This window comes from Cobetia sp. (genome assembly GCF_983723665.1).
In genome coordinates this window covers 1-5,109 of the sequence record NZ_CFDJES010000119.1, presented here as the reverse complement: position 1 = coordinate 5,109, position 5,109 = coordinate 1, and the positions used below count along the sequence as shown (strand labels likewise).

5 protein-coding genes are annotated in these 5,109 nt (G+C 62.2%); 3 read left to right on the top strand and 2 right to left on the bottom strand.

Translation table 11 applies throughout. The features are described 5' to 3' along the window. Positions 1-486: 486 nt before the first annotated feature. Together AC4FAH_RS11455 and AC4FAH_RS11450 are read left to right on the top strand one after the other, a co-directional pair. Positions 487-1,299, top strand: a complete 813-nt coding sequence (locus AC4FAH_RS11455; RefSeq protein WP_490246062.1) for a haloacid dehalogenase type II — start codon at positions 487-489, stop codon at positions 1,297-1,299. A 211-nt stretch (positions 1,300-1,510) separates the two neighbouring features. Next, entirely contained in the window at positions 1,511-2,194 is a 684-nt protein-coding gene (locus AC4FAH_RS11450) for an alpha/beta hydrolase (protein ID WP_213113907.1), read from the top strand. Between the two features lie 139 nt (positions 2,195-2,333). On the opposite strand, the gene AC4FAH_RS11445 is transcribed toward AC4FAH_RS11450, so the two are convergent. After that, positions 2,334-2,900, bottom strand: a complete 567-nt coding sequence (locus AC4FAH_RS11445; protein WP_286987578.1) for a DUF6314 family protein — start codon at positions 2,898-2,900, stop codon at positions 2,334-2,336. Between AC4FAH_RS11445 and AC4FAH_RS11440 the strand changes: the two genes are divergently transcribed. Next, complete coding sequence (locus tag AC4FAH_RS11440; RefSeq protein ID WP_286987580.1) at positions 2,899-3,774, top strand: EamA family transporter; 876 nt, start codon at positions 2,899-2,901, stop codon at positions 3,772-3,774. The genes AC4FAH_RS11445 and AC4FAH_RS11440 overlap by 2 nt on opposite strands. A gap of 39 nt (positions 3,775-3,813) precedes the next feature. On the opposite strand, the gene AC4FAH_RS11435 is transcribed toward AC4FAH_RS11440, so the two are convergent. Further along, a partial coding sequence (locus tag AC4FAH_RS11435; RefSeq protein ID WP_490246061.1) for an aminotransferase-like domain-containing protein occupies positions 3,814-5,109 on the bottom strand: 1,296 nt, incomplete at its 5' end.

Here is a 5,109-nt window from a genome sequence, read left to right as displayed (position 1 = left end):
CAAGTTGTCATTGCGAAACAATTGAAGCGCTGTGATTTGATTGCCGCTGCTTGAATCACCGCGCAGCGACGATTGAAGGCGTAGGCACTGATGCGCAAGCCAGTGACTACCGAAATTCAGGGAGAGCGAAAGGAAATATTCCAGACGTAGAGACACTTGGATAGTGAGCAGAACGCTTGAGCAAGGGCTTTGGGACCCTCCACCATCCCCTCTAGAACGACCTGGTGGCAAAACCCTTTCTCAAACGCTTTCCTGTCCTGGGTGTCGCTGTCCCGACATTCATTGCCCGCCACCATGGCGGGTTTTTTTATGCCCGGATTCCACAAGGGCGCAGCAAGTGGTTGGTCGACTCTGTACACGGCACCTTACTTGATGCCCGCAATATGCTGAGGGTTTTCCAGGTAATTCGTAAGGATTAATCGGCAGTTCACTGTATGAGTGTCATGATGCATAACGGTGATTAAACGTTGTTGATTGCCGGCCTGCATGTCGGATATCCCGAGGCAGGATGCCATGATATCAATCAAGTGGAGGCCCATGATGGTGCGCGCAAAACTCAAGAAAGTGGCAGGTTCATTGGTGTTGGGCGTTGGTTTGATGTCAGGGAGTGTGATGGCGGGTGATGTCGTCGAAAAGCCCAAGGTGCTGATCTTCGATGTCAATGAAACGCTGCTGGATCTTGCCTCGATGCGCAGTTCCGTCGGCGAGGCACTGGGGGGAAGAGAAGACCTGCTGCCCCTGTGGTTCTCGACCATGCTGCATTATTCTCTGGTGTCTACCGTGACTCGGGATTACCACGATTTCGGGCAGATCGGTGTCGCCTCGTTGCGGGTGGTCGCGCAGAACAACGGTGTCGAACTGACGGATGAGCAGGCGAAGAAGGCCATCATCACCCCGTTGCTGACACTCCCGCCTCACCCTGATGTCAAGGAAGGTCTGGCCAAGCTGAAGGCTGAAGGCTACAAGATCGTCAGCCTGACCAACTCGTCCAACAAGGGCGTCCAGGCGCAGTTCGAACACGCGGGATTGCTGCCGTATTTCGATGCGCGCTACAGCATTGAAGATATCCAGATCTACAAGCCGGACCTGCGTTCCTATGAATGGGTGCTGGACAAGCTTGATGTCGAACCCGAGGAAGCCATGATGGTCGCGGCACATGGCTGGGATGTCGCGGGCGCCAAGGAGGCGGGCTTGCAGACCACGTTCATCGCCCGCCCGGGCAAGGCCCTGTTCCCGCTGTCAAAGAAGCCGGATCATGTCGTGAAGGATGTGAACGAACTGGCCGACATTCTGCAATAGCACCAGAACCCTTGATTGACAGAACCCTTGATTGACGGGTGCTGAAGATATTCTGTCATCATGGCGTTTATGGCATCGGTGAGGCTGGCGGGCGTCGAGTGACAGGGCAATTTGCCTGTTCATCGTGAGATTGCCAGCCTCATCGCATGGCAGATGCCAGCGTCAATGGTAGGCTGGGCGGCATTCCCCTTCTTACCGACCGGAGCTGAACATGAGTGACGCATCACAGCAGCATGGCCACCGTGCCCCTCAGATCATCGAGCCGAGCGCCCAGGCGGATGCCTGCGTGATCTGGCTGCACGGCCTGGGTGCTGACGGCAGTGATTTCGTGCCCGTGGTGCCTGCATTGGGTCTGCCTGAGAATCACGGCGTGCGTTTCGTCTTCCCGCATGCACAGGAGCTGGCCGTGACCGTCAATGGCGGCATGCGCATGCCGGCCTGGTACGACATTCTCGAGATGAATCTCGGGCGGCGCGTCGATGAGGTGCAGCTGCGTGAATCCGCAGCCTACGTGCATGCCTTGATCGAGGAGCAGATCGCCCAGGGCATCGCCAGTGAGCGCATCATTCTGGCCGGCTTCTCCCAGGGCGGCGCGGTGGTCTATGAGGCGGCGTTGAGCTGCGAGCGTCCGCTGGGCGGCTTGCTGGCGCTCTCGACCTATTTCGCGACCAGCGCGACCATTGCGCCGAGCGCCGCCAATCAGGGCCTGGCCATCAGTGTCCATCACGGTACCCACGACGATATCGTGCCGCTGGCACTGGGGGAGGCGGGCGCCGAGAGTGCGCGTGCGCTGGGTCATCCGCTGGAATGGCAGACCTGGCCGATGGCGCACGCCGTGTGTCTCGAGGAAATCGAGGCGATCGGTGAGTGGTTCAAGGTGCGTCTGCTGGCCTGATCGGCTGCCAGGATCGACTGTCAGTATCGACTGCCAGAGCAAAAACGCCGCTGACGGAGTGATTCGTCAGCGGCGTTTTCATGTGCTGCCAGCGGTTCCGTCATGCGCCATCAGCGCTCATGTCAGATGCTGGTCGCGCTCAGCAGCGATAGCGGTAGGCGAGGTGTTCATCCTTGCGCGGGCCGGTGATGCGCCAGTCGAGATCAAAGCCCAGGGCATTGCCCGCCTCATCGCGCACGATGACCAGCGTGGCGGCGTAGAGATCATCGATGCACAGATGCGCTTCACGACTGACGAAGTGGTCTTCGCCTCGAGCGCTGTCGGCCACCAGGTCGAACAGGAAGACGGCGGCATCGCGGCCACGACGCTCATGACTGAGCGACAGTGCCTCGCCATCCGCGGTCAGCTGCCAGCGATAGCGGTTGTGGAAGTTGACGCTGGATGACTGGCCCTCGAGCTGGAACTGGCCCTGCTCGAGAAATACCACGCTCTCCGCCACTTGCTGAGCCGCCTGTCGTGCCCCGTCCTGAGGGGGAACAGTGGCTTCTCGAGAGACCGTCACCTCGCCGCTTCCCTGGCCAGACCAGGCATTGCGCGAGGCCGGGCCGGAGCGTGACGAAAAATCCAGCCGGCGGATCTGCGCGAGCAGCGCATAGAGGGTTACAATTGGTGTCAACTTCTTCTGGCTACCGAGTTTACTCGTCATGTCCTACCTGATTGGTGTCACGGCCCTCTGGGCCTTCTCGTTTTCCCTGATCGGCGTCTATCTGTCCGGTCAGGTCGATAGCTATCTGGCCGTACTGACGCGTATCGTGCTGGCGTGCCTGATCTTTGCGCCGTTCATGCGCCCGCGGGCGATCAGCGGTCGTCTGCGCTTCCAGTTGATGGCCATCGGCGCGATCCAGCTCGGCCTGATGTACATCTTCTTCTATCGCTCCTTCCTGCTGCTGCCCGTGCCGGAAGTGCTGCTGTTCACCATCTTCACGCCTATCTACATCACCTTGCTCGATGACCTGATGAACAAGCGCCTGTCGCCATTCTACCTGCTGACCGCCGCGATTGCGGTGCTGGGTGCGGCGATCATTCGCTACAACGAGGTCAGTGACGGCTTCTGGCTCGGCTTTGCGGTCGTGCAGGGCGCCAATCTGTGCTTTGCCATCGGGCAGGTGGCCTATCGTCAGGTCGCTCCGCAGCTGCCGGCGGATGTCGCCCATCGCCATGTGTTCGGCTGGTTCTATCTCGGCGCGCTGGCGCTGGTGATCGTGATGTTCCTGCTGTTCGGCAGTACCGACAAGCTACCGTCGCAGCCGGTGCACTTCGTGGTGCTGGGCTGGCTGGGCATCGTGGCCTCGGGGCTGGGCTACTTCCTGTGGAACAAGGGCGCGACGCGGGTCGATGCCGGCACGCTGGCGATCATGAACAACGCGCTGGTACCGGCGGGTCTGCTGGTCAATCTGCTGATCTGGAACCGCGACGCCGACCTGGCGCGTCTGGCGCTGGGTGGGGCGGTCATCGTGGCGGCACTGGTGATCAACCAGATGTGGGCGCGCCGCCGCGAGCAGGCGCTGCGCATGGCCTGAAAGTCTGTGCCATAAGCAAATCCAGACATCGCACCTCAATCAGCCCTCGCCCTGTGCGAGGGCTTTTTGCAGGTGAGCAGTGAGGCGCGCCAGTATCTCCTGCTGGCGGGGGATCTCGTCAGAGGGCCGTGCAGCGTTCTGCGTCACTTCCTCGCCGAGCTGGGCCGCATTGAGACGCAGGCCGGACTGTTCGGCATTGAACAGGCTGCCGGGCAGGGTGGCGATGCCTGCGTCCAGCAGATCCTGATGCAACTGCTCAAGCTGGCGCGCCTCAAGGCTGGGCAGGCCACACCATTGCAGATAGCCGCCGCTCGGTGGCGGCAGCCAGACGCTGTCACCCAGCGCTGCGCTCAGGTGCGCACGCAGACGCTCCAGGCGCCTCGCATAGCAGCGTCGCATGCGCTGCACGTGGCGGCCGTAATCCCCGCTGGTGATCAGTTCGCTCAGGGCAGCATGCATCCATGGCATGTCGCCCATGCCATTGGCCCAGCGCGCCCGAATCATCGCCTGCAGCCCCAGTGGGGACTCCTGCTCGGGCCGTGACAGCCACAGCCAGCCGCAGCGGGTGCGGGGGTCCAGCGTCTTGGAAAATGACCCGAGACTGATCAGCGCAGGCATCGGCCTGTCGGCATGGCGGTGGGCGAGGTCGGCCAGCCACGGCTGGCGGGTATCGAAGCTCAGCTCGGCAAAGGTGGTGTTCTCGACCAGCAGGATGGCGTGGCGGGCCGCCAGTGCCAGCAGGCGGTGGCGATCTGGCGTGCTCAGCTGTCCGCCCAGGGGATTGTGGCCATCCGCGGTCACGATCAGCGCATCCAGCGTCAGGGCGGGCGTCTTGTCATCATGATGTTCGAGCAGGCGCTCGAGCGCCGCGACATCCAGTCCCTGATGCGCGCGGGCAGGGATGGCGATCGCCTGATGGCCCTGGGCTTCAATGGCGGCCACGATGCCGAAATAGCCCGGCGCTTCGACGCCGACCCGACAGCGGCCCTTGGCGGCACGCAGCTGGCCGAGCAGCAGGGACATGCCATGCTGCGCCCCCTGACTGATCAACAGGGCGTCGCTGTCACAGGGATGGCCGTGGTGGCTGAGGTGCTGGGCGATGGCGGTGCGCAGCGCGCTCGAGCCCGGTGGCAGGGCATAGGCGCTGGGATGCTGGGCATGCGCCCCGAGCTGAGTGCGCGCCAGACGATACAGGCGACGCACGGCGGGGGCGTCCAGCTCCGGGTGAGCGGCACCCAGCGGCGCCAGGCGCGGATCACTGGCATTCGCCATCGCCTGCCAGGCCGGGTCACTGATGGTGAGTGTGGTGATGGCGCGCGGCCTGTGATGTGACTC